This is a genomic window from Hydrogenophaga sp., assembly GCF_025699295.1.
Lineage (GTDB): Bacteria > Pseudomonadota > Gammaproteobacteria > Burkholderiales > Burkholderiaceae_C > Hydrogenophaga.
The window spans coordinates 108179-134303 of sequence record NZ_JAILWB010000001.1; the positions used below are offsets into that span (position 1 = coordinate 108179).

Genomic DNA, 26125 nt, shown 5'->3' on the forward strand with positions numbered 1-26125 from the left:
ACATGCCCACTGTGCCCGATCCCCTGAAGCCGTCCACCGCGACTGTCCACCCGCTGCAGCGGGTGTGGCAGCGCGTGACGGCCTGGCAACCCGAGCAGCATCCACTGTGGGCGCGCCTGCTGGTGGCCTTTGCGCTGACGCTGCTCGCGGCCTGGATGCGGATCGCGCTGGCGCCCGCCGAGTCCGGTGGCCGCTTCATCACCCTGTCCCTGGCCGCGGCCCTCTCGGCGCTGTATGGCGGCTTTCTTGCCGGCATGTTCAGCACCGTGGTCGGCATGGTGGTGATCAACTTCTTCCTGATCAAACCCTACTTCAGTCTGGTGTTCGAGAACCCGGCCGAGGCGTTCTGGCTCAACCTGTGGCACCTGATCACGCAGCTCGTGGTGGTGGGCTCGATCGCGCTGATGCAGCGCCAGAACCGGAACCTGCACCGGGCCACCGAACTGATACAGCGCGGCAAGCAACAGCTCGAGGACACCTTCGAGCAGGGCGCCACCGGCATGGCCCACAGCTACATCAATGGCGGATGGATCCGGGTCAACCAGACCTACTGCGACATCATCGGCTACACCAAGGCCGAAGTGCTGCAGATGCATTTCCGGGACTTCACCCACCCGGACGACCTGGATCTCGACCTCAGCCAGTTCCACCGCGCGCTCAACGACGAAATCTCGCACTACAGCTTCGAGAAGCGCTACATCCACAAACGTGGCCATGTGGTCTGGGCCTTCCTCACCATCTCGCTGGTGCGCAAGGAATCGGGCGAGGCGGACTACGTGATCGCGGTGGTGCAGGACATCACCGCCCTCAAGCACACCGAACAGGCCCTGCGCACCAGCGAACGCCTGCTGGGTCAGGCACACGAGCTCGCCGGCCTGGCGAGCTGGCAGGCCGATGTCGCCTCCACCCGCTTCGTCACGCTGGCGGGCTCGCACCGGGTGCTCGGCCTGCCCTCCGCCGAGTTCACGGGCGAGCAGTTGCTGGCGCTCACGCACCCTGACGACAAGGAGCGGGCGGCGGCGCTGTGGGCGCTCGCGCTGCAAGGCAAGGCCACGTACCAGCTGGAATACCGTCTGCTGTTCGGTGGCGAGGAGCGCTGGTTCAGCGTGCGCGCGGAATTCGAGCGGGATGCGAGCGGGCGCGCGGTGCGCGCCCTGGGCGTCACGCGCGACATCACCGAGCGCAAGCACAACGAAATGCAGATCCAGCAGCTCAATGCCTCGCTCGAGCAGCGCATCCAGTCGCGCACGGAAGCGCTGAAGGCCGCCTATGACGAGCTCGAGAGCTACTCGTACGCGGTGGCGCACGACCTGCGCTCGCCGCTGCGCATCATCAATGGCTTTGCCCAGGCCCTGCAGGAGGACCACCCCATCCTGGCCGGTGAGAGCCTGCCGCACCTGCAGCGCATCATGGCCGCGAGCAAGAAGATGGGCGAGCTCATCGACGCCCTGCTCACGCTCTCGCAGTTCTCGCGCGGAGAGCTGCAGCGCAAGCCGGTCAACCTCAGCGCCATCGCCACGCGCCTGCTCGACGAGTTCGCGGGCGCCGACCCGCAACGCAAGGTGCGTCGCCAGATCGAGCCTGGCCTGCATGTCATGGCCGACCCGACACTGGTGGAAGCCCTGATGCAGAACCTGCTGCACAACGCCTGGAAGTACACCGCGCAGAAGGAAGACGCCTTCATCCGCGTGTACGCGGAGAGCGTGCAGGGCCAGCGGCGCTTCATCGTCAGCGACAACGGCGCGGGCTTCGACATGGCGCGCGCGGCCAAGCTGTTCCAGCCGTTCCAGCGCCTGCACATGCCGCACGAGTTCAGCGGCATCGGCATCGGCCTGGCCACCTCGCTGCGCATCGTGCAGCGCCACGGCGGCGAACTCCAGGCCAGGGCCGCGCCGGGTCAGGGCGCCACCTTCAGCTTCACGCTCAACACCCGGCTGCTGACCTGAACCCCCGGCCCTGCGGGGCGGTGCAGGCTGCAGCGGGCTGCATTTCACACCGCCCAGGCCGCGTTTCGCGCCACGGCGCGGGCATTCCGTCGCACACGCGTGGCACCACGGCAGCGCCGCCGGCACAGTGCGCTCCATTCCCCACGACGGAGCCCACCATGCAACTCACGCCCCTCATCGCCGTGCACATGACCGCCGCCATCGCGGCCATCGCCATCGGCCCCGTCGCGCTCTGGGCGCGACGGGGCCATGCGGCCAGCCTGCCAGGCCGCCAGCGCCCGCGCCTGCACCGCGCGGCCGGCTACGCCTGGGTCACGCTGATGCTGGCCACCGCCATCTCGGCCATCTTCATCCGCGACTTCCGGCTGCCCAACATCGCGGGCTACACGCCCATCCACCTGCTGGTGCCGCTGGTGTTCGGCAGCCTGTTCTTCTCGTTCCGCTTCCTGCAGCGCGGCGAACTGAATGCCCATCGCCGCGTGATGGTGTGGCTCTACGTGAGCGCCTGCCTGGTCGCCGGCGCCTTCACCCTGGTACCCGAGCGCTACCTCGGCAACCTGCTCTGGCACCAATGGCTCGGCCTGGTCTGAGCCCCACCCTTTTTCCCTCATCCACCTGGAGAACACCATGCACCCCTTGAACACCCCGATGTCTCCCGAAGAACTCGACCGCCTCGCACGCCGCCGCGCCGGCGCCCGCATGGGCTGGTACGTGCATGCGCTCGTGTTCCTCGCCGTCAACGCCATGCTGGCCATGATCTCCTTCTCCAGCGGGCGCCACTGGGCGATCTACCCGGCACTGGGCTGGGGCCTGGGCCTGCTGGTCCATGGCGTGGCCGTGTGGGTCGCACTCGGCGGCGGCGGGCTGCAGCAGCGCCTGGTGGCGCAGGAGCGCGAACGGCTGGTGCGCGAACGCAGCGGCCTGTGAACCCGGCGGCGGCCATGCGGGATACTGCGGCCATGCCACCGTTCAATCCCGCCTTCATCGCGCGCCGCGCCTTCGGCGCCGTGGTGTTCAACACCGTGATCGCGCTGGCCATCACGGCCGTCATGGGAGAACGCTTCGCGATCAACCTGGTGTATTCGCAGTGCATCGGCCTGGGCATCTGGGCCCTGATCGACGGCGGGCGCCATGTGTTGCACCCCAGCGGCTGGCCCGGCGTGGCGCCGATGGCGGTGCTGGTGGTGGGCGCGGTGCTGGCGTCCTACCCGGGCGGCGTCATGCTGGCCAACCTGCTGCTGGGGCGCGAGCTGCTCACGGGCCTGAGCAACTTCCCGCGCGCCACGATCGGCTTCGTGCTCATGTCGCTGGCGGCCGGCGGTTTCGGCGCCTACTACTTCACCAGCAGCGCCATGCTTGCCGGCGCCCGCCTGGCCCGGGAAGAAGCTCTGCGCCAGGCCAGCGAGGCGCGGCTGAAGCTGCTCGAATCGCAGCTGGAGCCGCACATGCTGTTCAACACCCTGGCCAACCTGCGCGCGCTCATCGGCACCGACCCCGACCGCGCCACCGCCATGCTCGACCGCCTCAACGACTTCCTGCGCGCCACGCTCGCCGCCTCGCGCACCGAAGCCACCGCCGGGCGCCACACCCTGCAGGCCGAATTCGACCGCCTGCGCGACTACCTCGAACTGATGGCCGTGCGCATGGGACCGCGCCTGCGCTACCGGCTGGACCTGCCCGAGGCCCTGGCCAGCCAGCCCGTGCCACCGCTGCTGCTGCAGCCGCTGGTGGAGAACTGCATCCGCCACGGGCTGGAGCCCAGCCGTGAAGGCGGCGAGGTTCGCGTCATGGCGCGCCGTGGCGCCGGCGTGCAGGACCTGGAACTGGAAGTGAGCGACACCGGTGTGGGCTGCGCGCCTTCGCCCACACCCGGTTTCGGCCTGACGCAGGTGCGCGAGCGCCTGGCCACCGCCTACCCGGGTCGCGCCGCGCTCGACTGGCAGGCCAGCCCCGGTGGCGGTACCCGCGCGTTGCTCACGCTGCCCCTGCACACGCCCGCCACCACGCCATGAACGCCACCGCCCTGATTGCCGAGGACGAACCCCTGCTGGCCCAGGCGCTGCAGGCCGAGTTGGCGCGTGCCTGGCCCGGCCTGCGCATCGTCGCCACCGTGGGCGACGGCGACGCCGCCGTGGCGCAGGCGCTGGCGGCGCGGCCCGACGTGCTGTTCCTGGACATCCGCATGCCCGGCCAGACCGGCCTGCAGGCCGCCGCCGAACTGGCCGAGGACTGGCCCGACGGACAGCCCTTTCCCGCGCTGGTGTTCGTCACCGCCTACGACGCCTACGCGGTGGAAGCTTTCGAGGCGCAGGCGGTGGACTACGTGCTCAAGCCGGTGCAATCCGAGCGCCTGGCACGCACCGTGCAGCGCGTGCAGCAGGTGCTGGCGCAGCGGCAGCCCGCTGCAGGTGCATTCGACGAGGCCACGCTGGCCCGCCTGCGCGCTTTGCTCGTGGCGGGCGAAGCTCCAGCCGCCACGGCCGCGCCGCGCCTGCAGGTGATCCCCGCGAGCGTGGGCCAGGGCGTGCGCATGGTGCCCGTGGCCGAGGTGATGGTGTTCGAGGCGGCCGACAAGTACGTGCGCGTGCTCACTGCGGACAGCGAGGTGCTGATCCGCACCCCGCTCAAGGAACTGCTGCCGCAGCTGGACCCGGCCGTGTTCTGGCAGATCCACCGCGGCACCGTGGTGCGCGCCGACGCGATCCACAGCGTCACGCGCAACGAGGCCGGGCGCCTGAGCCTGCGCCTGCGCGGCAGGCCAGAAGCGCTCGCCGTGAGCCGGCTCTACGCGGAGCGCTTCAGGGCGATGTGAGGTCGCTCAACGATGGCCGCCGCGATGGCCGTGCCCATGGCCGTGGCCATGGCCGCGCTTGTGCCCATGGCGGCGGTCGTCCCAGCGCGGGCCGTGGCCCCAGTGCGAGCGGTACACCGGGCGCGGCACGTAATACACAGGCGGCGGTGCGTAGTAGATGGGCCGGGGGGCGTAGTAGATCGGGCGCGGCGCGTAGTACACCGGCGGGCTCACGTGGTAGACCGGTGGCGCGTTCGACGCGCCCACGACCACACCCGGCGCATGCACGCCGATGGACCAGTGGATGTCGCCGCGGGCGTGGGCCAGCGAACCCATCGTGGACAGCGCCCAGGCGCCTGCCGCCAGGGTGGCGATGGCAAGGCCTCGGGCGAGTCCCGAGCTGCGGCGCCAGGGGGTTTTGAGGGTCTGCACATTCATGTGGGGCTCCTTGGCAGGGCGTCGGTGCGCCCCGTGCCCTTATTACAGGGAATTCCGCGTTAACCTGTTCCGCATGTACGGTCAAAGTCGTTGCCAGACGTAACGCCCGCCGCTTCTTTACATTGAAATCCGCATGAAACACCCCAGCCCCGCCACCGCCCCCGACGTGCTCCACTTCTGGCTCGGTGACGGTCTGCAGCTCGGCTGGTGTTCGGACGACCGGCGCAGCCTGTGGTTCGGTGGCGGCGCCGCGCAGGACGCGCTGGTGCGCGAGCGCTTTGGCCCGCTGGTGGAACAGGCGATCGACGGCGGCCTGCAGGACTGGGAGCACCCGATCACCCACCGCCTGGCGCTGGTGCTGCTGCTCGACCAGTTCACCCGCAACGTCCACCGGGGCCAGGCACGCGCCTTTGCCGGCGACGCGCGGGCGCAGCGGCTGGTGCGCCAGGCCATCGACAGCGGGCAGGACCTCGAACTCGCACCCGTCGGGCGGGCCTTTCTCTACATGCCACTGGAGCACGCCGAAGACCTGGCCATGCAGCACGAGTGCGTGCGCTGCTTCCAGCGCCTGCTCGACACCAGCCCGCCCGAGCTCCAGGACAAGCTGCGCGGCAACCTGCAGTTCGCCGAACAGCACCGGGACATCGTGGCGCGCTTCGGCCGCTTCCCGCACCGCAACGCCGCGCTCGGGCGCACCAGCACGCCCGAAGAAGTCGCCTTCCTGCAGGACGGCCCGCGCTTCGGCCAGTGAGCGCAGGCAGGCCGCGGGGCCTGTCACCTCAAGGCAGCGCGGAAGTCATACGCTCGTCACGGGCGGTTTCTACAAACGTGGGTTTCCACCACAACACAGAGACTGACCCATGCGCTTCCAGCGGCCTGCCCCCTCCTCACCCCGCCTGCTCACCGTATCCCTGCTCATGGGCGCCGTGCTCGCCGCCTGTGGCGGGGGCAGCGACGCACCCGCGCCCGCACCCGGCCCGGTGGTGGAGGCCACGCCAGCGGGCCTCACCCTGGAGAAGATCGGCGGCTACAGCAGCGGCCAGTTCGGCGTCAGCGCGGCCGAGATCCCGGCCTTCGACGCCGCCAGCCGCCGCCTGTTCGTGGTCAATGCCCAGCTGGGCGCGGTCGACGTGCTCGACCTGAGCGACCCCACGAACCCGGTGAAGATCGCCGTGCTCGACGCCACCGCCGTGCTGGCCGGCGCCGAGATCAACAGCGTGGCCGTGCACGACGGCATCGTCGCCGTGGCGATCCAGGCCCCCGTGAAAACCGACAACGGCCGCATGGCGCTGTACCGCGCGAGCGATCTCGGCCTGATCAGCTCGGTGACCGTGGGCGCCCTGCCCGACATGGTCACCTTCACGCCCGACGGCAACACCGTGCTGGTGGCCAACGAAGGCGAGCCCAGCGACGACTACCAGACCGACCCCGAAGGCAGCATCAGCGTCATCGACGTGAGCACGCCCGCCACGCCGGTGGTGCGCACCGCCGGCTTCACCGCCTTCAACGCCCAGGCCGCCGCGCTGCGCGCTGCCGGTGTGCGCATCTACGGCCCGAACGCCACGGTGGCGCAAGACCTGGAGCCCGAGTACATCGCCGTCTCGGCCGATGGCAGCACCGCCTGGGTGACGCTGCAGGAGAACAACGCCCTGGCCCGCTTGAACATCGCCACGGCCACCGTCACCGACGTGCTGCCGCTGGGCTTCAAGGACCACGGCGTGGCCGGCAACGAGATCGACGCCTCCGACACCGACGGCTCGACCATCAACATCCGCACCTGGCCCGGCGTGCGCGGCATGTACCTGCCCGACAGCATGGCCTCGTACACCGTGGGTGGCCAGACCTACCTCGTCACCGCCAACGAAGGCGACGCGCGCGCCTGGGGCGAGGACAACGCAGACTACTGGAATGGTGACGCCAGCAAGGGTTTTGTCGAAGAGTTCCGCGTCAAGCACCTCGTCAACCGCAACGGCTGGGCGGGCCGCGCGGGCGACGACCTGCCACCGCAGCTCAACGCGCTGGCCGCCGGTGGCCTGCTCAACCCGGCCACCTTCGGCTACTGCGGCGCCATCGACGGCGACCCACTGGGCTGCCGCGCCGACGCCGCGCTCGGCCGCCTCAACATCAGCTGGACCATGGGCTACCGGATGGACGCCATGGGCGCGCCGGTGATGTTCAACGCCGCCGGCGTGCAGGACCCGGCCGGCAACCGCCTCATGTACGACCAGCTCTACAGCTATGGCGGCCGCTCCTTCAGCATCTGGAACGCCAATGGCGGTCTGGTGTGGGACTCGGGCGCCGAGATCGAGAAGTTCCTGGCCAGCGCGGACTGCATGCTTGGCCAGGGCCGCAACATTCCCTGCGCGACGTACTTCAACTCGGGCCACGACGAAGGCAACGCCATGGACAGCCGCAGCGACGCCAAGGGCCCCGAGCCCGAAGGCCTCGCGCTGGGCAAAATCGGCAACAAGACCTTCGCCTTCATCGGCCTGGAGCGCATGGGCGGCGTGCTGGTGTACGACATCACCAACCCCGCCGCGCCCACGCGCGTGGACTACCTGAACACCCGCGACGAATGGGTCACCGACCCGCCGAGCCTGGCCACCGCCGGCGACCTCGGCCCCGAAGGCCTGGCGTTCATCCCCGCCGCACGCTCGCCCAACGGCAAGCCGCTGCTGGTGGTGGGCAACGAAGTGAGCGGCACCACCGCGGTGCTGCAGCTCAACCTGACGTACTGAACGTCAGCCCGACGCCAGCGGCCGCAGCGCCGCTGGCAACCAGCCGGCCAGGCGGGCGTGGATGGCGGCCTCGTGCCGCTGCCACCAGATGCCCAGCGCCACCACGCCCAGCCCCAGCAGCGTGAGCGCAAACGGGAACAACAGGCTGTCCTCGAACACGCGCCAGGCCAGGTAGCCGACGTAGCTGGCCACGCCAATGGCGCCGAGCACGGTGAACACGCGCCGCCCAATGGCCGCGCCCAGAAACACCATCGCCACGTTGATCAGCGCGTACAGGAATTTGTTGAACTCCGATTCGCTCTCGCGCAGGCTCAGGCCGCACCAGAACATGAGGGCGCCGAACAGGTAGAGCCAGAAGGCGAAGTCCTGCCGGTCTTCGGCGTTCGTGGCGGTGCGCGTGCGCAGGTCCACCCACACGGCGATGGCGCAGGTGGCCAGGCCGAACACCAGCGACACGTCGCGCGTGAATGCCCAGTCGAAGCCGTCCTTCTGCATCAGCATGTGCGCCACATCCATGCTGAGGTACCAGATGGTCACGGCCACCGGCATCACCATGAAGGGCAGCTTGAAGCGGTAGAGCAGCACCACGGCGGCGGCCAGCGTGGCGAACTCCAGCGTGAGCCAGCGCCAGTCGATGAAGCGGTGGTAGTCGCGGTAGCTGTCGGGCCCGCCTTCCGGCCACAGGCCGATGCCCGACTGGAACGCCCACACCGCCAGCGGCACCAGGCACGCGGCCAACGTGGCCAGCACACCGGCCGGTGTGCGCAGGCCCTTGTGCAGCAGGTTCTGCGCCACCAGCAGCGCACCCGTGAGGTAACCCACCGCGAGCACGAACACGCCCCAGGCGCCGAACAGTTCCCAGCCCAGCGTCATGAACAGCGTCATGGCGCCAATGGCCAGCATGCCGCCGAAGTAATAGAGCGTGTTGGTGAAGCTGAAGGCCGGGCCGCGGTCGAACGGCGCGGGGTGTGTGGGCATGGCCTGCAGGGCGCCCGCGGCGGCCTCAGCGTCCTCGCGCTCGAGTTCGGCCGCCGTCGGCACCGCAGCGCCCCCACCAGCCACCACGCGCAGCGGGCTGCCCGGCGTGGCCCAAGAGGCCCAGAGCGCGTGCGCCTCGGTCGGCAGGATGGCGCCGCGCTCCACGGCGGCCTCCACGTCGCGCCAGCCGATCTGCACACGCACCGACGGCAGGAACACGTCCTCCGTCTGCGTGATCTCCCACCGCGTGGGCTCGTCGGTGGGCATGGTGTCGGGGTTGTCGCTCTTGTTCATGTCGGTTTCCTCTCTTCCTGTTCGGCAGCACGATACCAGCCCGCCCCCGTTCAAGCGGAGCCTCCTCCCGTTCAGACGGAGCTTCCTTCCGTTTCGGGCCGAGCCGCCTCCCGTTCGGGCTGAACCGCCTCCCGTTCGGGCTGAGCCCCCCTCCGTTCGGGCTGAGCCCCCCTCCGTTCGGGCTGAGCCTGTCGAAGCCCTCACCCACACGTTGGCAAACCCTTCGACAAGCTCAGGGCGAACGGAAGTGAGGCTCAGGGCGACCGGTTTCCTCCCGCAGCAAGCCGCATCAAGCATCAATAGAATGCGACATGAGCTCCACCACCCCCGGCAACAAGCCGAACAACGCCCCCACCGCCGACGGCGAACACAAGGTCAGCAACTTCCTGCGCCAGATCATCGAACACGATCTGGCCGCCGGCACCTACACCCAGCGCCGCTGGGGTGGCAGCCCCGGCGACGCCGCCCACCACGCCGCCGGCCAGCCCGACCCGGCGAAGATCCGCACCCGCTTCCCGCCCGAGCCCAACGGCTACCTGCACGTGGGCCACGCCAAGAGCATCTGCCTGAACTTCGGCCTGGCGCGCGACTACGGCGGCGTGTGCCACATGCGCTTTGACGACACCAACCCCGAGAAGGAAGACACCGAGTACGTCAACAGCATCCTGGACGCGGTGCAGTGGCTCGGCTTCAACTGGGAAGCCAACGGCCAGCAGCACCTGTACCAGGCCAGCGACTACTTCAGCTTCATGTACCGCGCCGCCGAATACCTGGTGGAAACCGGCCACGCCTACGTGGACGAGCAGACCACCGAGCAGATGCGCAGCAACCGCGGCGACTTCGGCAAACCCGGCGTGGACAGCCCCTTCCGCAACCGCACGCCGGCCGAGAACCTGGCGCGTTTTCGGGAAATGCGCGACGGCCTGCACGAAGACGGCAGCATGGTGCTGCGCGCGAAGATCGACATGGCCAGCCCCAACATCAACCTGCGCGACCCGGCCATCTACCGCATCCGCCGCGCCACGCACCACCACACCGGCGACCAGTGGTGCATCTACCCGATGTACACCTTTGCGCACCCGATCGAGGACGCGCTGGAACAGATCACCCACAGCCTGTGCACGCTGGAATTTGAAGACCAGCGCCCGTTCTACGACTGGCTGCTGGAACGCCTCTGCGAAGGCGGCCTGCTGCAAAGCCCGCCGCCGCGGCAGTACGAATTTGCGCGGCTGAACCTGACGTATGTGATCACCAGCAAACGCAAGCTCGCGCAGCTGGTGTACGACCACAAGGTCAGCGGCTGGGACGACCCGCGCATGCCAACAATAGTCGGCCTGCGCCGGCGCGGCTACACGCCCGAGAGCATCCAGCTGTTCGCCGAACGCATCGGCGTGACCAAGAGCGATTCGTGGATCGACTACAGCACGCTCGAAGGCTGCCTGCGCGAAGACCTGGAAAACAAGGCCCACCGCGGCATGGCCGTGCTCGACCCCGTCAAGCTGGTGCTCACCAACTGGGCCGACGTCTTCGGCGCTGACGACCACACCGAAGACTGCACCCAGCCCGCCCTGCCCCACAGCGCCATCGCAGAAGGCCAGACCCCGCCGCCGGACCGCGTGTTCAAGATCGGCAAGGAGGTCTGGATCGAACGCGAAGACTTCGAGGAAGTGCCACCCAAGGGCTACAAGCGCCTGTTCCCCGGCAACGTGGTGCGCCTCAAAGGCGGCTACGTCATCGAATGCACCGGCGTAGGCGCGAAAGACGCGAACGGCCAGGTGACCGAAGTGCACGCCAAAGTGATCCCCGGCACCAAGAGCGGCACCCCCGGCGCCGACAGCGTGAAAGCCAAAGCCGCCATCACCTGGGTGAGCATGGCCAGCGGCGTCAAAGCCGAAGTGCGCCTGTACGACCGCCTGTTTCTGGACGCCCAGCCGGATGCCGGTGGCAAGGACTTTATTGAAGCGCTGAACCCGGACAGCTTGAAGGTGGTGACGGCGTATGTGGAGCCGTCACTGGCTGCGGCGAAACCGGATGAGAAGTTCCAGTTTGAGCGACATGGGTACTTTGTGGCGGATCGGGCGGATCACTTGGCTTCGGGGGGGAAGCCGGTGTTCAATCGGGTTGCGGGGTTGAAGGATAGTTGGGGAAAGTGATATCTGCCAATAGGATCTACTGAAAAAAGGCCGGGACACGTCAATGTCACCGGCCTTTTGCATTACAAGCGCAACCAGAAATAACGGCAACAAGCCAAACATGGCACCAAGAGGAATGTCAACCATTAATCATCAGTGCTGGCCAAAACGCTTGATTGATCGCCATGCTCACAGATTGAGTAGCACTTCGCTTAACACCATCCATTAAAGGTTTATTATAGTTAAAGTCGTAAATGAACTTTGGCTCATCTGAATTCATTCGAATCCCCAAAAAACCATACCACAAGAGCAAATCAATAGTGCGCGCCGCTTGATCTGCGCTAAGGCCGGAATTCGTCAACTTATTCGTGACCTCCACTTCGGAAAGTATCGATGGAGAGGCTACAAATGCATACAACGCACCATCTGCACCAACTGAAACGTCGCGCAGCTCATATCCAATATCGCGCAACAGGTCGGCAGAATATGCAACTACTCCTTTCTCAATATCGCCTCCCTCAATCACCTCATGATTTAAGTTGATCGCAAAACTCTTGCAATGATTTATTAAGTTCAGCAAAAATCTGGGACGCATCAAGGAGCGATCAATCAAGAATTGCGAAGTTTCTTCACCCCTATAGTGGCTAACAAATAAACGCAACCAAGCCGCCTTGAAGTCCAAACCTTCATCCAATCCATTGGATACAATGCGAAGACGCACGAGTTCACGAAGCAAATCAGGATCCGTCCAATCCAATACAACGCTAGCCTCCTTTCCTCGATCGGAAGTCTCCTTGACCAACAATTCGTAGACATCATTTCGCAAAAATACAACTGATCGCACCTTGAGGTCTGAGCTCCCAAACTGTCGCTCGATCTTTCGAGTGGCATCGATAAGAGCTCGAATCATCAGCAAATCCTCATGCTGCAAACCTGAAGTTGGCCAACCATTATCAATATTATCGAACAACAACCACAACACTTGCTTGTTCTCGAGATATTTACCCAACACCCGCTTAAGCTCTTTGACATCGTGTTTGTAGAGCAGTTCGGTAACCTCAGGAGCACTCAAACTGATATTCAAATCGGAACCATATTTCGATTGATATTCAGAATAGATCTTCTCCATCAAAACAGACATGCGCTCAGAAAAATCACCCTCTGAGTCATATCCGTCATTTCGATATAGTTCAGACAGCTTTCGATAACCATCGTACAAACTGTGATCATGCACATGTCGCTGCTTGTCCTTCTGAAGAATCTTGTAGCATATCTCCAATAGCAGTACGTATTCCCAGAACGCAGTGATTGTGTGCTGATACGTACCCTCCGCCAAAAATTGCAGAATCCGCTCTTTGAACTTAATTAGCTTGTAACCGTCCGGTTTCAGGTCAAGAATTATGTTTTGGCTTGGATTCTTTTCTCGTTCAGCGTCTCTAATTTGCAGAAAAATAGCGGACTTGCCGGACCCTTTCCTACCAACGACCAAATGCGCCTCCCCACGCAACGACTTCAAGAACTGATCAGTCTCGAGATAATATCTCTCCAAATCCCGCATCTCATTCTCGGCAGATGTGGCTCCCAAATTTAACTTCTTTATAAAAGATCGCTCATACTTTATTGATGAGTCACCCAACCTCTGAAATGCTTGAGTAACATCTACTGCGAATGCCTCAATTGCTCGATTAACATCATTCGGATGGTAAGTAACTTCAGCAAAATCACGATAATCAAGGGGAACCGGTTCGTCTCCGGACTGAAGAATGCACAAAGCCTTGCCCATCCCATCCGACAATCCCGCCACAAATGCAGCACGCATATTGTGAATACTTGCTCCGGTTGCATTAGATGCCAACAGAGGAACTACAACACCATACGATTGCGCCACCTGCGTTATTGCATCATAAGCAGATAAACGCGGAGCCTCATTTGGATCGAACGTCCTAAATATAAACCCCGCCTTCTTTATTCTCGAAACGATTCGACTGGACCAGTCCGTTTTATTCGGAGTGTCGATTAAGTACACAGGGGCTTTTATATTCAATAAAGCGGATACGTCGAGCGGCTTTGAAGAAGTAGCATTTTGCAGTATTAACGCCATCTCTGCCGAATTCTGGTACTCCTTATACCCTAATGTGTCAAATATCCCCACGTCAGATATTTTCATTCCCCTAGGCTGAATTGCTTTGTTTTTAACAAGCAGCACTCTTTTTGACTTTCCGATTGCATATCCGATCTCATAAGCAACATTAAAGTTGAGTTCAGTAATATCTGCAACCACAAAATCGGCCGACTCAATGTCATTCAACACTTCGGTGGAAATGAAGTGGCCAACAATATCGAGTGCAGTCCAAGTCTTGACAATCACACCGCCGCTTACTTTTCTGCCCTCATCTATTGCACGCTCAATTGTTTGCCCAATCTCTACAGGCGAGGACGCATACGCAAAAAAACCAACTATTTCACTCATGCTCTTATCCTTGAAAGTAGCCATCAAAATCAAATCACTAACACCGTACAACCACTCGAATTAGCACGACATCATTGATGCAAACCGCCCGTCCCCACCCATCCCGATGATCAGCCGGTGCGTGGCCCGCGTGGCACCCACGTAAAACAGCTTGGCCTCCTCGCGTTCGTCTTCGCCCTTCGCGGGCATGTTGCCCGCGCCCACCAGCGCCACCACCGGGAACTCCAGCCCTTTGCTGGCGTGCATGGTCAGCACCTTGATGGTGTCGGCGGCGGGGTCGAAGCTGCCCGCGCCTTTGCGCACCTGGTGCGGCAGGCCGCGCTGGCGCAACACGCCGGCGCATTCGTCCATCTCGCTGTAGTGCCGGCAAATGATGGCCATGTCGCCCCAGGCGTGGCCTTCCTGGTGGGCGGAGCCCAGCAGCTCGGCCACGCGCGTGGCTTCGGCCCGCAGGCTGGGCAGGCGGATGATGAGCGGCGCTTCGCCGTCGCGCCCGCAGCTCACGGGCTTGAGCATGGGGATGCCGTCTTCGTCCTTGTCTTCGGCGGTCAACAGATCGGCGGCCACGAGGCTGGCGGTCTGCAAGATCTGCCGCGTGTTGCGGTAGTTGATCTTGAGGATGGTGGTGCGCCCCTGTGCCTGAATGCCCACGCTCTTGAAGCTGAACTGCTTGCTTCGGCTGCGCTCGTAAATGCTCTGCGCGTCGTCGTACAGCACCAGCAGGCTGTTGGTGGCGGGGTCCACCATCTGCGTGATGAGCTTGAGCCATTCGGGCGCGAAGTCGTGGCCTTCGTCAATCAACACGGCCTGGTATTGCCCGCTGGGAATCTGCTGGCGGTCCACGCCGTTGATCACGCGCTGCACCATGTCGGCCATCTTGGCGCCCACGGGCATGCGGGGGTCGGGCAGGGTCTGGCCAAAGGCCACCAACTGGTCGCGGCACCACTTGTGAAAGTGCACCGCGTGCACGCGGTCGGCAATGCCTTTGGCGGTCATCACGCGGGCGAGCTGCTTGGCCAGCGGCTCGTTGTAGCAAAGCATGAGGATGGGTTTGCTCGCGGCGGTGTGTGCCTTGGCCAAGTGCTCGGCGCGGTAGCCCAGCAGCATGGTCTTGCCCGAGCCGGCCACGCCGTGAATCACGCGGTGCCCGTCGCCCAGGCTGCGGGCCAGCTGCTCTTGCTGAATGTCCATGACCCGCATGACGCTGGGCATCTCGGCGGCTTCGTCGCTGTCGTCAAACAGGGCGCCTTGCACCTGCACGCGCACTTCGGGAAACATGATCCAGCGCACGCGGTCGAGCTGCGGCAACGACATGACGTTGCCGAACGCGTGCGGAAACATGTTCCACAGGCGTTGCTGAAATTGCTCCGGGTCTGTGGACTCGGTCATCTCGTCGGAGCAGATGACGTAGTGCGGCTCAATGGCCTCGCCAAGGCCGGCCATTTCAAACTGCTTGCGCGTGATGCGGGTGAACACCACGCCATGGCCCCAGGGAAATGCCAGCTTGCCTTGGTGGGGCCCGGATGGCTGCACCAGTTGTTCGTCGCGCTCCAGCGCGTTGACGACTTGAATGGCGCAATGCCGCGCTTGCGCCAGCGGGTTGATGACTACCTTCACATGCCCGTCAGGAATGATTTCCCAAGCCTGGCGCGTGGCGCTCTTGATGGTCTCCAGCTTCCAGTCTTTGGTCTCCAGGATCAGCAGCCCACGGCGTGGGTGCAGGATCACAAAGTCGGGGTGCGATTGTTTGGGGCCGACGGGCACGTCGTACCAGAGCAGGTAGTCGTCCTCCAGCTTTTGCTCCAGTCTCTCGGCAAGACGTTTCTCGCCTTGAGTCATGCGCGAAAGGCAAGCGCCCAGTGCAGGTATGAGTGTGGCCATCTAGTTGTAAGTAATTGCGTCCCCGGGGCACATGATGCACGCAATCGAATCGGCCGCAACCCAAAGCCTGCCAGTCGGTGCAACCCAAACTACAACCGCACCCTTCCACCACCTTTCCAAGACCGCTCCCATGCTCGCCAACCTAACCCCCTTCCTCCTCCACTGGGCCCTCACCGCCCTCTCCCTGTGGGTGGCGAGCCATCTGTTCAAGAGCATCTGGTTCTGCAGCGCTGGCGCTCATGCTGTTGGCGAAGGCTGTGGAACGCATCGGCGTACGGGGGTTTGTCGCGCCATCGAGCGCAGTTGTTGCCGCTAGGGTCTTGTGACGACCTCATCGCATATATGTCGAATATATTTGACATTTATTGAGGCCAGTGCTCCACTTGGCCCATGAACCTCACAGACATCGGCCAAATCACCCAAGCTCGCCGGGAGGCTCTCGGCCTTTCGCAGGCGCGACTGGCGCGGCTGGCCGGCTTGTCGCGCGCCACCATCAACCAGCTGGAAAACGGCAATCTGGTGGACCTGGGCGCGGCCAAGCTCATGATGCTGCTGGACCTGCTGGGCATGGACCTGAACGCCCGGCCCCGGGCACCTCGGCCGAAGGCATTGGTGCTGCTGAGCCGGACGGCCAGCGTGAGCTACAAACATGCGCTGCCACCCGGCGCACTGGCCGACGCGCTGGTGGCCGGCACCCTGCCCCCGGCGCTGGTGCCGCAGGTGGCCACGCTGCTGGACGAGGCGCCATTGCCGCTGATTGTGGCCGGTGTGGCGGAAGTGGCCCAACGCACGCACACACCGCCCAAGTTGCTGTGGAAGCACCTGGCGGCTTGGGCACAGGCGCTGCAGTCGCCGCGCGCTGCGTGGGCTTGAGCCCAAGTCGCCAGGAAAACCCTCCGCATGGCCGCATCCACTCAACCGAACACCTTGCCCGAAGGCGTGTGGCAAACCTTGCTGACCCATGCCTTCACACTGGTGGACGAGATCGCCCGGCACGGCATCCGCGACCCGTTCTGGACCTTTGGCGGCGGCACGGTCTTGATGCTGCGGCATGGTCACCGCCTGAGCAAGGACATCGACATCTTCGTGCCCGACCCGCAGTACCTGGGTTTCGTGTCGCCCCGGCTGAGTGATGCGGCCGAGCAGGTCTCTTCGGACTACGTGGAGGGACCGGGCTACGTGAAGCTGTTGCGGCCGGAGGGCGAGATCGACTTCGTGGCCTCGCCCAACCTCACGGCGCACCCCTATGACGAGTGGACGCTTCTGGGGCGCATGGTGAAGGTCGAGACGGCCGCCGAGATCGTGGCCAAGAAGCTGTGGCACCGGGGCGACCGCGCCACCGCGCGGGATCTGTTTGATCTGGCGCTGGAGATAGAGCGAGAGCCCGAAGCGCTCAAAAGTGCGGCGCCCTACCTGACCCGACACAGAGACGCATTCCTGACGCAGATCCAGCAACGGCGCGCGGTACTGGGCGCGCAGTTTGAAGCCATCGATGCGCTCGCCTATAGGCCCACGTACGACGACGCAGTGGAACGCGCGAGCCGATTTCTGAAGCATTTGCCCGCAGCCGCGTGACGCGAAACACACCACACCCCACACCCGTCCCCATGCTCACCAACCTGACCCCCTTCCTCCTCCACTGGGCCATCACCGCCCTTTCCCTGTGGGTGGCGAGCCATCTGTTCAAGGGCATACGGTTCAGCAGCACGGGGGCGCTGGTGGTGTCGGCCCTGCTGCTGGGTCTGGCCAACGCGATCGTGCGGCCGCTGCTGGTGGTGCTGACGCTGCCCCTGACGCTGATCACCTTCGGCCTCTTCCTGCTGGTCATCAACGCGCTGATGCTCATGCTGGTGGCCAAGCTGGTGGATGGCTTCAAGGTGGATGGGTTCTGGACGGCGCTGTGGGCCAGCCTGTTCATCTCGGTGTTGAGCCTGGTGCTCGGCGCCTTCGTGCTGGGTGGCTCGCCCGAGTTCACGATTCAGACCAGCCCGGGGCCTGGGCGGGTCTGGCTTTGAGCTGACTCGCCATGACCAGAACGGTCCAACCGAAGGAGCCTACCGTGGTGGTCATTGCCGGGCCCAATGGGGCAGGCAAGTCCACTGCAGCGCCCTTCTTGCTCAAAGGCGCGCTGGGGGTACTGGAATTTGTGAACGCTGACCAGATCGCGGTGGGGCTCTCGGCCTACGCGCCTGAAACGGTGTCGTTTGAAGCCGGTCGCGTCATGTTGCGACGCCTGCATGAGCTGGCGCAGTCGGGCAGCAGTTTTGCATTTGAGAGCACGCTGTCCAGTCGCACGTTTGCCAAGTTTCTGCGCGACTGCAAATCCCGCGGCTATCGGGTGGTCTTGTTCTACGTCACGCTGCCCAGCTCCGACCTGGCGGTACAACGGGTGGCGCTCAGAGTCAGGTTGGGGGGACACAACATTCCGACCGACGACGTGCACCGACGCTTCAAGCGCAGTTTGAGCAACCTGTTCGAGCTGTATCTACCACTTTCTGATCGTTGGACCGTGCTGGATAATGCCAGCGGACGCCTCGAAACGATTGCTTCCGGAACACCGCGCCGCACCTCTGTGAAAGACTCTGAAAAATGGCTTCTGCTTCGGTCAAACGCCCAGTGACTTCACACCGTCCCCCTCGACCTGCGGGTGAGCAAGCTCGCATTGAGGCTGCCCTCAAGCAGGCTTCGACGCACGCCCGCAAGCAACTTGCGGCACAGGGGCTGAAGTTGCCCACTCAAGGCTGGAAAAGCTCCACGATCCGAAACCCTGCGATCTGAGCACCACGCGACTGGGCGGCTCGCCCGAGTTCACCATCCAGATCAGCCCGGCGCCTGCGCGGGTCTGGCTTTGAAGGGCTGTGCGGCCAGTTGTCCTGTCCTCCGGTATCGTCTCCGCTCATCCTGTGCGCCCCTCCCAAGCCCTTCACCTGCACCGCGATGCCATCCGCCGCATGGCGTACAGCTTTCGCGTGAGCAACCCGCGGATGTTTGGCTCAGTGCTGCATGGCGCCGACACCGAGGACAGCGACCTCGACCTGCTGGTGGACCCGCTGCCGGGCGCCACTCTGCTTGACTTGGGCGGCCTGAAGTTCGAGTTGGAACGACTGATGGGCATTCGGGTGGATGTGCGCACGCCCATGGACCTGCCGGCCAGTTTTCGCGACGAGGTGCTGGCCGAGGCGCGGCCGGTTTGAACGGTTCCCACCGAACTGCTTCTGCGCGCCTTCCCGTGGCATGCACGCGAGATGCGTGCGCACAGGGTGGTTCAGTCCACCCGTTCTCAGTGCAGCGTGTTCGACATGATCTGGTGCATTTCCTGCTCCAGATCCTTCGACGGAATCACCACCATCTGCTTGCCGCCGAACTCCGCGGAGTAGCGCGGCGTTTCGCTGGCGTGTTGATAGGCGTTGCCGAGCCGGTCCAGCAGCCTCTCGACCTGGCCTTGCGACAGGTGGTGTTCCTGCATGAGGTCCTTGAGGCTGCTGACCTTGCCGTCGTGAATCCAGGCCAGGCCGAAGTTCTCGGGGGGTTTGCCCAGGAAGACGAAGGCTTCGTGCGCAGCGGGAACCACTTGCAGCGGGTCGCGCACCTTGTGCGCCAGTTCCTCCAGCGGTGCCTTGACTTCGTCGAGCTTGGCCATCGCGTCGGTGCCGGCCGGCAGCGGCGGGTACGAGGGTTTGCTGCCCAGAATCTTGTCGAGGAATCCCATGTCGTTCTCCTTTCAGAAGAAATGGTGAGAAGAGCCTGGCGACGGGTTGCAAGCCCGGCGCGGGCGGGGAGATGCCGCCAAGCAGTTTCACCTTAGACCATCGGGGCCTGCATTTCAAACCGGATCGATGAAGTGCAGGCGCTTCAAACCCCTTCCGGCAACCTCGCAATCACCTTGATCTCGAACTGGAAGCCGTAGAGCCAGGTCACGCCGATGCCCGTGAGCGTGGGGTGCGGGGCATCGCCCCAGTACTCGCCCACCACTTTCCAGGCGGGTTCGAAATTCGAGGCGGGGTCGACGATGAAGACGGTGACGTCGACCACGTCCTTGAAGGTGCAGCCGGCGGCCGAGAGGATGGCGTTCAGGTTGTCGAACGCCAGCCTCACCTGGGCCTGCAGCTCGGGCTCGGGCGAGCCGTCGGGCCGGCTGCCCACCTGCCCCGAGACGAACAGGAAACCGTTGGACCGGATCGCCGGTGAATAGCGGTTTTTTTCATAGAGCGCCTGGCGCCCGGCGGGAAAGACAACAGCATCGCGTGCAGACATGGAGTACCTCGTTGAGTGAATGGGTCTGAAGGGACTCTAGGCTTTCGCCGCCCGCGGATAAACAGGCCAGTCGCACAATGACTGTTTGAGAAACCCAAACAATCCCTGGGGCAACCGGAGCCGCTGACATGGACCGTTTCGATGCGCTGCAGGCCTTTGCCCGCGTGGTGGAGGCCGGCAGCTTCACCAAGGCGGCGCAGACGCTGCACATGAGCAAGACCACCGTGACGCAGCTGGTGCAGCAGTTGGAGGCGCGACTGCGCGTGAAGCTGCTGAACCGCACCACGCGGCAGGTGAAAGTCACGCCCGATGGCGCCGCCTACTACGAGCGCGTGGTGCGTCTGCTGGCCGATCTGGAGGACGCGGACACCAGCCTCTCCAGCGCCCTGGCCGCGCCCCGGGGCCGCCTGCGCGTGGACGTGCCCAGCCCGCTCGCGCGCCTGATCCTGATGCCGGCGCTGCCGGCCTTCCACGCGCGGTACCCGGAGATCCAGTTCGACATGGGCGTGAGCGACCGGGTGGTCGACCTGATCGGCGACAACGTGGACTGCGTGCTGCGCGGCGGCGAAGTGACCGACCCGTCGCTGGTGGTGCGCCACGTGGGCGATCTGCGCCTGGGCGTGTACGCGGCACCGGGCTACCTGGAACGCGCCGGCACGCCGCGGCACCCGCGCGAGCTGATGGACGACACGCACCACCGCACCGTGGGCTATCTACGCTCACGCAGCGGCAAGGTCGCGCCCATCACCATGCAGCGCGAAGACGAGCAGATCGAAGTGCAGGGCCGCTACGTGGTCGCCGTGGACGACGGCAACGCTTACCTGGCTGCTGGCGTGGCGGGCATGGGCATCCTCTGGCTCCCGCACTACATGGCCGAAGCGCATGTGGAGCGCGGTGAACTGGTGCCGCTGTTCGAAGACGGCTGGCATTTCGATCCGATGCCGATGTACGTGGCCTTCCCACCGAACCGGCATGTCAGCGCGAAGCTGCGGGCGTTCATTGACTGGATGGTGGGGTTGATGGGGGTGCATGCGCCGGTGGTGGGGCGGCGTTGAGGAGTGAGGCGCGGCATCAAGAACGGCTGACCCGTTTCAGCCGAATCTGCACATTGGCAAGCGTCACGCCATCTGGCCGCGTGATCGGCACGTCTCGCACCTCCACGTATTTGAGGCTTCGCACCAACTCGCTGAGCTTTTTGAAGCCATAGTTTCGAGCATCGAATGCTGGAAGGATTTTCCCGATGTGGCTGCCGACGCCGCCCAATGCGGCCCAACCGTCGTCACGCGCATTGGCGTCGATGGCGGCGATCAGAAGGGGTTGCAGTTTGCTCAAGTCTTCAGCGACCTCCTCCTTGGTCTCTACGGGTTCGGCTCTCAGGATTTCCGTGTAAATGAACTTGTCGCATGCCGCCACGAAAGGCTCGGGCGTCTTGCGCTCTCCGAAGCCGTACACGGCCAGTCCGGCTTCGCGGATACGTGTGGCGAGGCGGGTAAAGTCGCTGTCCGATGACACCAGGCAGAACCCATCGACATGACCCGAATGCAGCACGTCCATGGCGTCGATGATGAGCGCCGAATCAGTGGCGTTCTTGCCTGTGGTGTAGCGAAACTGCTGAATCGGTTGAATGGCCATCGTATGCAGCACGTCTTTCCATTTTCCTAGCTGCGGCGTGGTCCAGTCGCCATACGCGCGCTTGATAGTGGCGGTGCCGTAGCGTGACACCTCAGCCAATAGCTCTTGCACAAGCGATGCCTGCGCGTTGTCGGCGTCAATCATCACGGCCAGCCGGTCGTTGCCTTGTTTGGTCGCCATCTTGTCCTCCCTGGTGGATACCTGCTGCATCATGCCGTTGCGACAACAAAACGCAAAGCACACACCAAAGAACCCCGGATTGGGTCCGATCAGACCAAAACTGGGTACGAACCCCACCATGCCCCGCCGCCGCCACCACCACGTCTACGTGATCGAGCTGCACAAGGACGTGCTGCTCGAGAGCAAGTTCCGCAAGAACAACCCGGGCTATGTGGACGGCAGGCCCTGCGTCTATGTGGGCATGACCGGGCTGGATCCTGATGTGCGCTTCGACAAGCACAAGGCGGGCATCCAGGCCAATGTGTACGTGCTGAAGTACGGGCTGCGGCTGTTGCCGGACCTGTACGAAGGCTTCAACCCGATGAAGTACGAGGACGCCGTGGAGAAGGAAATCGAGATCGGCATCGACCTGCGTTCGGCGGGGTTCGGCGTCTGGCAGGCCTGAAGCACAGGCGCTGGCTCAAATCAGTCCCGGGCTTCTTCAAGCGGATCCAGCACGAAGTCGATGGCCGCGCTCACGGCTGCCACCTGCGCCGCAATGCACTGCTCGGCGGTTGCGCGCGGGCTGTCGGGGTACACCTCGGTGGTGGTGGTGTAGCGCGCGCCCGTGATGCCCGGGCACAAACCGATGGCCTTGTACGGATAGCGGATGACGCCGCGCCGGAACAGGGGCGCACCGATGATGCTGCCCTGCGCATCGGCCGGCGCGATGTGCGTGACGCGCTCCACCGCCGAGATGATGGCTTGCTGGAACGCGGGTTGCGGATTCGCTGCGTCGGCCACCAGATAAAAGCCGTCCGGAATGTTGCAGGGCTCGAAGGGTTTGCCATCGCGCGCGGCCAGTGCGGGCCGGAATTCGGATTCGTCGGAATCGGTCGTTTCGTGCAGATCGACGTGGGCGTGGAACTCATCCCGCAGCGGCTGCACCAGGCGCATGAGGGCGGCAGATTCCTGAGCAGGGCTGGGCTCGCGGAACGAGCGGTTCGGGTCGATGGCGTCGAAATTCCAGCGGTGGATGCGCTCGTACGACCACGGGCTCACGCAGGGCACCACCAGCAGATTGGCCCGGCCTGCGTAGACCTGGGCGTGCTGCTCCACAAAGCGCAGCGCGCCGTGCACGCCGCTGGTCTCGTAGCCGTGCACACCACCGGTGACCAGCACAGCCGGCAAGCCAGGCCTCCAGTCGCGGCTGCGCAGAGCGAGCAAGGGGTAGCGTTCTTCGGCATACACCACCTCGCCATAGCTCGATACGTCGAAGCGGGACCGCAGCCGGTGGATGGCGCTCTGGACGTCCTCTCGATGGCTGCGCTGCCGCACCTGCCGCGAACGCCACTCGGCAAGCTCGGCCACACCCCAGGGTTGGCCAGGGGTGCCAATGGGACGGAAGGCAGGTGGGGTCATGAGGGCCTCGATGTGTCTTGGGGGGCTGCAGGTGTGAGCGCAGCTCAGTGCGTTGCGCCGGCTCCCAGCACCTGATCTTCCTGCACCTTCAGCGCGCTGCGCACACATACCCGCAGGCCGCGCACCATGTCGTCCAGCGCCATGTTCGGTGTGCCCTGCTCCGGCAGCCACGGCACGTGCACGAAGCCGCCGCGCGTGCGCCGCAGCTGGCGGTTCGTCGTCAGCGTGTGCATCAAGCCGTAGAACACGTGGTTGCAGACAAAGGTGCCCGCCGTCTGCGAGACCTCGGCGGCAATGCCTTCGTGCTGCAGCGCGGCGAGCATGGCCTTGATGGGCAGGCGCGTGAAGTAGGCTGCGGGTGCGTGCTGTACCACCGGCGTGTCGATGGGCCGGGTGCCCACGTTGTCGGCCATGGGCGCGTCGTTCACGTTGATGGCCACGCGTTCCAGCGACAGCGCGCCACGCCCGGCGGCCTGCCCTACGCAGATGACCAGCGCGGGCGCGTGTTCGCCCAGCAGCGCCTGCAAGGCAGGCAGCGACGCTTCGAACACGGTGGGCAGTTGCGCGGCCACCATCTTGTGACCCAGCACCCGGCGGCCGTGCAGCGCTTTCACGGCCAGCCAGCTGGGATTGAGCGACTCGCCGCCGAAGGCATCGAAACCGGTGAGCAGGACGGTGGGCATCAGCGCCGGGCAACCCGCCCGCGGATGTCGACCAGCTTGGCCTGCAGGCGGCGATGGTTCTCAGGGCCGATGCGCAGCAGGATCTTCTGCCCGGCCGAAAGATCTTCCAGCGCAGGGTCGGCGAACTCGTAGCGCACCCACGGGCGCGTGGAGGGCACCTCGCCCTTGACCTCCACCAGCGTCACGGCCAGTGGCTCGTTGCGCACCGGCGTGGCGATCAGGTGGTCCAGCACCTGCACGAGCCGGTCGTTGAAGTAGCGGCCCGGAAAGCCCAGTTCTTCATACGCCTGCTGGAACAGCGGGTAGAGGCGGCGGTACAGCGCGACGGCTTTCGCGGTGTCCACCGATTCGATCAGCGTCACGAAAGGCGCGTAGCGTTTCGCGTTGTCCGGATGAATGGTTTCCTCCGTGCCGCCGGCACTGCGCTGGGTGCTGAAGCGCTGCGGCGTGGGGTTGACGGGCCAGACCATCACGGGAGCCTGCGCACGCGCCAGGTTGTCCACCGTGGCGACGGCCCGGCGCACAAAGCCGTCGAGCTGCAGGAAGGTGAGCACGTTCCTGCGCGTGAGCAATTCGGTGAGCCGCTCGGTCACGAAGGCGTCTGCGCCGGCATCGGCCAGCGCGGGCAAGGGTGTCTGCTTTTCGGCGCCTTCTTCGGCCACCAGGGTCTCCACCGGGTGCTCGATCGCCGGTGGCGATGGCGCGGGCGGTGTCTCGGGGGAGATCGGGGTCGGCTGCACCGCGGGCGTTTCCACCGGCGCGGTGGCCGCCAGTTCCTCGGGCGGCTTGAAACGTTGCCAGCCCAGGTAGCCGGCCACGATCAGCGCGACCACGATGCCGAGCGCGATGAGGAATGCGGGAAATCGGGAAGTCTGTCGGCGTTGTGTCATGCCTCGTCACCTTGGGGCGGGTTGAGAGGCTTCCCATCCTACACCGCTGTTTTTTCAAGGGCCTGCAGGCGCACATGCGCATCGCTGCCGCGGTCCAGCGGCGCGCTGCGCCTGGCGCTGAGGTAGTGCGCCGTGAAGACGTCGAGCCAGGCGGCCAGCGCTTCGGCGGCGCGTGTCTCGCCCGCCAGTGCCAGGCACATGGCCGCCACTTCCGAGGTGCAGAAGTGGTTGTCACGCGCCGAGCGGCGCAGGCGGTAGTTCGACACCACCTGGTCGGGCTGCAGGCTGAGCACGGGCAGGTGGTCCAGATAGGGGCTCTTGCGGAACATCTTGCGCGCCTCGGACCAGGTACCGTCGAGCAGCACGAACAACGGCTTTCTGCCACCGCCTTGCGCACCGGTGCTCGCCAGCATGGGCTCCAGCGACGTCACCACGCGCTGCGGGGACACGAACTCGCCAGGAAACACCAGGCAGGGCTGCCATTGCGGGTCGGCCAGCAGGGCAGGCAAGCCCGGGTCAACCGCGGTGCGGGACCAGCCGAAGGCCCAGGTATCGGCCACCACGTCGGCCACCAGCCAGCCGGTGTTGCTGGGCTTGAGCGCCTCGATGTCACCCATGATCAGGCACACCCCGGCACGCGTGCGCACCTGCGGGCGCCAGTCGCACACACAGTGGCTGGCCACCAGGCGGCAACGGTCGCAGCGCCCGCCGCCCGAACCCCGGGCCACGAAGGGTTTGGCGCTGGCGGCCAGGCGCGCGCTGCGCAGGCGGTAGACGGCGTGCCCATCGGTGGCCGGAAGCGGTGGAGCGGATGCAGGGAGCATTCCGGGAATGTAGCGACAAGCGCAGGGCTTTTTCTTACATCTCGACACCGCTGCATCACGGCCAGCCGGCCAAGGGGGTGTTTCGTCGCCAGATGGGCTCGCCGGGACTGCGGCGGGCACATGATGCGTGCCGAGACGTCCACATGACACAGAAAGCCCAGCCCACTCCCAAGTCGTCGCGGCGTCGCCGAGCGAGCCGCAAGAAGAAGTCCCACCCCTTGTTGTTCAATGGCATCGGCTCCCTGGTCGCCGGTGTCCTTCTCTGGCTGGTCTCGCTCGCCATGGGCGCGGAGGACAGCACCGCGTATGCGGCCAAGGCTTTGCTGGCACCGGCCTGGATGGGCGTGGTTCTCGGCATCGGCCTGTTGATCGCGCACGGCTTGTCGAAACGCCGCGCCAAGGCCGAAGCGGCCTTGCTGCTGCGACAGCACTCCACCTTTCTTGAGCCCATGCCGCGGTTGCCGCGCCAGCAGAAACCCCACCAGGACAAGGTGCGCTTTGCCGCGCAACCCCGCTCGTCGAGCACAGGTCGATAGAGCGTGACATGCTGCATGCGCAGCGACGGCAGATCTGACAGGGTGCGGCGCCGACCG

General features: G+C 64.8%; 27 protein-coding genes. 16 read left to right on the plus strand and 11 right to left on the minus strand.

What is annotated here, in order from left to right; genetic code table 11:
- Positions 1 to 11 precede the first annotated feature (11 nt).
- From K5880_RS00470 to K5880_RS00490, 5 genes are all read left to right on the plus strand, one after another.
- The gene (locus tag K5880_RS00470; protein ID WP_297647215.1) at positions 12 to 1946 is read left to right on the plus strand and encodes a PAS domain S-box protein; all 1935 of its coding nucleotides are present in this window, start codon (positions 12 to 14) and stop codon (positions 1944 to 1946) included.
- 158 nt (positions 1947 to 2104) lie between these two features.
- Positions 2105 to 2536 (plus strand): DUF2306 domain-containing protein, encoded by a 432-nt coding sequence (locus K5880_RS00475; protein WP_297647218.1) that lies wholly within the window; start codon positions 2105 to 2107, stop codon positions 2534 to 2536.
- A gap of 37 nt (positions 2537 to 2573) precedes the next feature.
- Positions 2574 to 2873, plus strand: a complete 300-nt coding sequence (locus tag K5880_RS00480) for a 2TM domain-containing protein (protein WP_297647221.1) — start codon at positions 2574 to 2576, stop codon at positions 2871 to 2873.
- 32 nt (positions 2874 to 2905) lie between these two features.
- On the plus strand, positions 2906 to 3958 hold the full coding sequence (locus tag K5880_RS00485; protein WP_297647223.1) for a histidine kinase: 1053 nt from the start codon (positions 2906 to 2908) through the stop codon (positions 3956 to 3958).
- Complete coding sequence (locus tag K5880_RS00490; RefSeq protein WP_297647227.1) at positions 3955 to 4758, plus strand: LytTR family DNA-binding domain-containing protein; 804 nt, start codon at positions 3955 to 3957, stop codon at positions 4756 to 4758. Before K5880_RS00485 ends, K5880_RS00490 begins: the two co-directional genes overlap by 4 nt.
- Positions 4759 to 4764: 6 nt before the next feature.
- Here the strand turns inward: K5880_RS00490 and K5880_RS00495 are convergent, their stop codons facing one another.
- Positions 4765 to 5175 (minus strand): hypothetical protein, encoded by a 411-nt coding sequence (locus tag K5880_RS00495; protein ID WP_297647229.1) that lies wholly within the window; start codon positions 5173 to 5175, stop codon positions 4765 to 4767.
- Positions 5176 to 5308: 133 nt separating this feature from the next.
- Here K5880_RS00495 and K5880_RS00500 point away from each other — a divergent pair, with 133 nt between their 5' ends.
- The gene (locus K5880_RS00500) at positions 5309 to 5926 is read left to right on the plus strand and encodes a DUF924 family protein (protein ID WP_297647232.1); all 618 of its coding nucleotides are present in this window, start codon (positions 5309 to 5311) and stop codon (positions 5924 to 5926) included.
- Between the two features lie 109 nt (positions 5927 to 6035).
- Positions 6036 to 7913, plus strand: coding sequence for a choice-of-anchor I family protein (locus tag K5880_RS00505; protein ID WP_297647235.1), 1878 nt, complete (start codon positions 6036 to 6038; stop codon positions 7911 to 7913).
- A 3-nt stretch (positions 7914 to 7916) separates the two neighbouring features.
- Here the strand turns inward: K5880_RS00505 and K5880_RS00510 are convergent, their stop codons facing one another.
- Entirely contained in the window at positions 7917 to 9185 is a 1269-nt protein-coding gene (locus K5880_RS00510) for a DUF2157 domain-containing protein (protein WP_297647238.1), read from the minus strand.
- 311 nt (positions 9186 to 9496) lie between these two features.
- Here K5880_RS00510 and K5880_RS00515 point away from each other — a divergent pair, with 311 nt between their 5' ends.
- Positions 9497 to 11338 (plus strand): glutamine--tRNA ligase/YqeY domain fusion protein, encoded by a 1842-nt coding sequence (locus K5880_RS00515; RefSeq protein WP_297647241.1) that lies wholly within the window; start codon positions 9497 to 9499, stop codon positions 11336 to 11338.
- 118 nt (positions 11339 to 11456) lie between these two features.
- On the opposite strand, the gene K5880_RS00520 is transcribed toward K5880_RS00515, so the two are convergent.
- Positions 11457 to 13787 carry a hypothetical protein gene (locus K5880_RS00520; protein WP_297647244.1) on the minus strand — a complete coding sequence of 777 codons (2331 nt, stop codon included), beginning with the start codon at positions 13785 to 13787 and terminating at the stop codon, positions 11457 to 11459.
- Positions 13788 to 13847: 60 nt separating this feature from the next.
- The gene (locus tag K5880_RS00525; protein ID WP_297647246.1) at positions 13848 to 15668 is read right to left on the minus strand and encodes a 3'-5' exonuclease; all 1821 of its coding nucleotides are present in this window, start codon (positions 15666 to 15668) and stop codon (positions 13848 to 13850) included.
- 390 nt (positions 15669 to 16058) lie between these two features.
- Between K5880_RS00525 and K5880_RS00530 the strand changes: the two genes are divergently transcribed.
- The 5 genes from K5880_RS00530 to K5880_RS00550 all read left to right on the plus strand — a co-directional run bounded on the left by K5880_RS00530 (position 16059) and on the right by K5880_RS00550 (position 18862).
- Positions 16059 to 16541 carry a helix-turn-helix domain-containing protein gene (locus tag K5880_RS00530; RefSeq protein WP_297647249.1) on the plus strand — a complete coding sequence of 161 codons (483 nt, stop codon included), beginning with the start codon at positions 16059 to 16061 and terminating at the stop codon, positions 16539 to 16541.
- A 27-nt stretch (positions 16542 to 16568) separates the two neighbouring features.
- Complete coding sequence (locus K5880_RS00535; RefSeq protein ID WP_297647252.1) at positions 16569 to 17243, plus strand: nucleotidyl transferase AbiEii/AbiGii toxin family protein; 675 nt, start codon at positions 16569 to 16571, stop codon at positions 17241 to 17243.
- Positions 17244 to 17275: 32 nt separating this feature from the next.
- Positions 17276 to 17683, plus strand: a complete 408-nt coding sequence (locus K5880_RS00540) for a phage holin family protein (protein ID WP_297647255.1) — start codon at positions 17276 to 17278, stop codon at positions 17681 to 17683.
- A gap of 11 nt (positions 17684 to 17694) precedes the next feature.
- Positions 17695 to 18288: a zeta toxin family protein gene (locus K5880_RS00545; RefSeq protein WP_297647257.1), complete on the plus strand. Its 594-nt coding sequence runs from the start codon at positions 17695 to 17697 to the stop codon at positions 18286 to 18288.
- Positions 18289 to 18571: 283 nt separating this feature from the next.
- A complete protein-coding gene (locus K5880_RS00550) occupies positions 18572 to 18862 on the plus strand; it encodes a nucleotidyltransferase family protein (RefSeq protein ID WP_297647259.1) in 291 nt (96 codons plus the stop codon).
- An 86-nt stretch (positions 18863 to 18948) separates the two neighbouring features.
- Here the strand turns inward: K5880_RS00550 and K5880_RS00555 are convergent, their stop codons facing one another.
- Positions 18949 to 19377 (minus strand): hypothetical protein, encoded by a 429-nt coding sequence (locus K5880_RS00555; protein WP_297647261.1) that lies wholly within the window; start codon positions 19375 to 19377, stop codon positions 18949 to 18951.
- Between the two features lie 143 nt (positions 19378 to 19520).
- A complete protein-coding gene (locus K5880_RS00560) occupies positions 19521 to 19922 on the minus strand; it encodes a RidA family protein (protein WP_297647265.1) in 402 nt (133 codons plus the stop codon).
- A 128-nt stretch (positions 19923 to 20050) separates the two neighbouring features.
- Between K5880_RS00560 and K5880_RS00565 the strand changes: the two genes are divergently transcribed.
- Positions 20051 to 20977, plus strand: a complete 927-nt coding sequence (locus K5880_RS00565; RefSeq protein WP_297647267.1) for a LysR family transcriptional regulator — start codon at positions 20051 to 20053, stop codon at positions 20975 to 20977.
- A 16-nt stretch (positions 20978 to 20993) separates the two neighbouring features.
- On the opposite strand, the gene K5880_RS00570 is transcribed toward K5880_RS00565, so the two are convergent.
- Positions 20994 to 21734, minus strand: a complete 741-nt coding sequence (locus tag K5880_RS00570; protein WP_297647271.1) for an NYN domain-containing protein — start codon at positions 21732 to 21734, stop codon at positions 20994 to 20996.
- Positions 21735 to 21852: 118 nt separating this feature from the next.
- Between K5880_RS00570 and K5880_RS00575 the strand changes: the two genes are divergently transcribed.
- Complete coding sequence (locus K5880_RS00575; protein WP_297647274.1) at positions 21853 to 22179, plus strand: hypothetical protein; 327 nt, start codon at positions 21853 to 21855, stop codon at positions 22177 to 22179.
- Between the two features lie 20 nt (positions 22180 to 22199).
- Here K5880_RS00575 and K5880_RS00580 read toward each other — a convergent pair whose 3' ends face one another.
- From K5880_RS00580 to K5880_RS00595, 4 genes are read right to left on the minus strand one after another with little or no spacing between them, the layout of a single operon-like run.
- A complete protein-coding gene (locus K5880_RS00580) occupies positions 22200 to 23135 on the minus strand; it encodes a M14 family metallocarboxypeptidase (protein ID WP_297647276.1) in 936 nt (311 codons plus the stop codon).
- A gap of 44 nt (positions 23136 to 23179) precedes the next feature.
- Positions 23180 to 23818 (minus strand): pyroglutamyl-peptidase I, encoded by a 639-nt coding sequence (gene pcp / locus K5880_RS00585; protein ID WP_297647279.1) that lies wholly within the window; start codon positions 23816 to 23818, stop codon positions 23180 to 23182.
- Positions 23818 to 24708: a DUF3014 domain-containing protein gene (locus K5880_RS00590; protein ID WP_297647282.1), complete on the minus strand. Its 891-nt coding sequence runs from the start codon at positions 24706 to 24708 to the stop codon at positions 23818 to 23820. Before K5880_RS00590 ends, pcp begins: the two co-directional genes overlap by 1 nt.
- Positions 24709 to 24746: 38 nt before the next feature.
- Positions 24747 to 25532 (minus strand): tRNA-uridine aminocarboxypropyltransferase, encoded by a 786-nt coding sequence (locus tag K5880_RS00595; RefSeq protein ID WP_297647284.1) that lies wholly within the window; start codon positions 25530 to 25532, stop codon positions 24747 to 24749.
- Positions 25533 to 25675: 143 nt separating this feature from the next.
- On the opposite strand from K5880_RS00595, the gene K5880_RS00600 reads away from it, so the two are divergent.
- Positions 25676 to 26068: a hypothetical protein gene (locus K5880_RS00600; RefSeq protein WP_297647287.1), complete on the plus strand. Its 393-nt coding sequence runs from the start codon at positions 25676 to 25678 to the stop codon at positions 26066 to 26068.
- Positions 26069 to 26125: the final 57 nt, after the last annotated feature.